Raw genomic sequence first — 1557 nt, 5'->3', positions numbered from 1 at the left:
ATGGTGATCGCCCAGAGCTTCCTGGCCCGCACCTTTGGCTCTTACACCATGCAACTATTCGGAGGGGACGAAAGCGGCCGTATGGTGCCCATTCTGGGGGTGGCATTAATCCTCGTGGCTTTCGTGATCAACCTGCTCGGCAATCGGATGATTCAGGGGGTGGCTTCCTTTATCGGGATCCTGAAAATCGGCGGCATACTGATTTTCGGTCTGGTCGGGATCTGGATTGCCGACTCAGTCTCGGTTGATTTTTCGGAGCCCGGTGAAGCCGGAGCGCTGGGCAACTTCCTGGGCGCAACCGCACTGGGGATTCTGGCGTTCAAAGGCTTTACGACCATCACCAACAGTGGTTCGGAAGTAATAGACCCAAAGCGAAACGTCGGGCGCGCCATCGTGATTTCCATTGCCGCCTGCGTGGTGATCTACACGCTGGTGGGCTTCGCGGTCGCCAGCAACCTGTCACTGGCTGAAATTATCGAAACGCAGGATTACTCCCTCGCTGCTGCTGCGCGTCCCGCTCTCGGCGATTACGGTGTCTGGTTTACTGTCGCTATTGCCATGATGGCCACGGCGGGCGGTATTCTCGCCAGCGTCTTCGCGGTATCCCGCATGCTGGCGATGCTGACGGAGATGAAGCTCGTACCACATCGGCATTTTGGCATGCCCGGCAGCATCCAGAAACACACACTGGTGTATACCGTTGTCCTGGGGCTGATCCTCACCGCCTTCTTTGATCTGTCACGAATTGCCGCGCTGGGTATCGTGTTTTACCTGATTATGGACATTGCCATTCACTGGGGTGTGCTCCGTTATCTACGCAAAGACATTAAGGCCAACACCTGGGTGCCAGCAACAGCCATCTTGTTGGATCTTTTGGCGCTGGGCGGCTTCGTCTGGGTAAAACTGAATACGGACCCGTTCGTCATCGGCGTGGCAGTGGTCACCATGATTGTGCTTGCAGTCTCCGAGCAGATTTTCCTGAAAAGATCGCCGGAATCCGCGCAAGCGAAACAGGAAGAGAGTCACGCGCATCGTCACCATTAACCAGAATCAGGAAGAGAGGCTATTGCCATGATGGGAGATAACATGTTCGGGAACACCATGTGGGCAGGCCACTGGCTGTGGATGCTGGTGATTGCCATTGTGGTCGTCATTCCGGCCTGGCGTATTTGCCAGCGCACGGGGTATCCGGGGTGGATGGGTGTACTGATACTGATCCCTATCGTCAATCTGGTTCTGCTGTATTTCATTGCATTTGCAGACTGGCCCGCCGATAAAACAGGAGATCAGAATGGCTGAGCACCATCACGCCCATGACCACGATCACCACGCCGATAAAGAACCTGGCGGGCACACCGCCAAGGATCCGGTTTGCGGCATGGCAGTCGATCCGCATACCGCGGAACACCGCAGCCAGCATGGCGGTAAAACCTGGTACTTCTGCTCGTCGCGTTGCCAGTCCAAATTCGACGAGGACCCTGAGCAGTACCTCGATTGGGAAAAGAAACAGCAAGAGCCGGTAGCGCCGGGCACTATGTATACCTGTCCCATGCACCC

3 protein-coding genes are annotated in these 1557 nt (G+C 56.1%); all 3 read left to right on the top strand.

Translation table 11 applies throughout. From position 1 onward, the window contains the following. Positions 1 to 1044, top strand: a 1044-nt coding sequence (locus BM036_RS19635) for an APC family permease (protein WP_091855307.1), incomplete at its 5' end; no start/stop codon positions are given. A 27-nt stretch (positions 1045 to 1071) separates the two neighbouring features. Then, a complete protein-coding gene (locus BM036_RS19630; protein ID WP_022990675.1) occupies positions 1072 to 1299 on the top strand; it encodes a DUF805 domain-containing protein in 228 nt (75 codons plus the stop codon). Next, positions 1292 to 1557: YHS domain-containing protein (locus tag BM036_RS19625; protein WP_143066682.1), on the top strand; the 266-nt coding region annotated here is incomplete at its 3' end. The genes BM036_RS19630 and BM036_RS19625, both read left to right, overlap by 8 nt.

Source organism: Marinobacter segnicrescens (assembly GCF_900111555.1).
GTDB classification, from domain to species: Bacteria; Pseudomonadota; Gammaproteobacteria; order Pseudomonadales; family Oleiphilaceae; genus Marinobacter; species Marinobacter segnicrescens.
The sequence above is the reverse complement of the archived record's forward strand: the minus strand, read 5'-3'. Positions and strand labels throughout refer to the sequence as shown.

Coding starts and splice junctions, on each gene's coding strand:
- BM036_RS19630 (WP_022990675.1), top strand. CDS start 1,072: ATGATGGGAGATAACATGTTCGGGAACACCATGTGGGCAGGCCACTGG.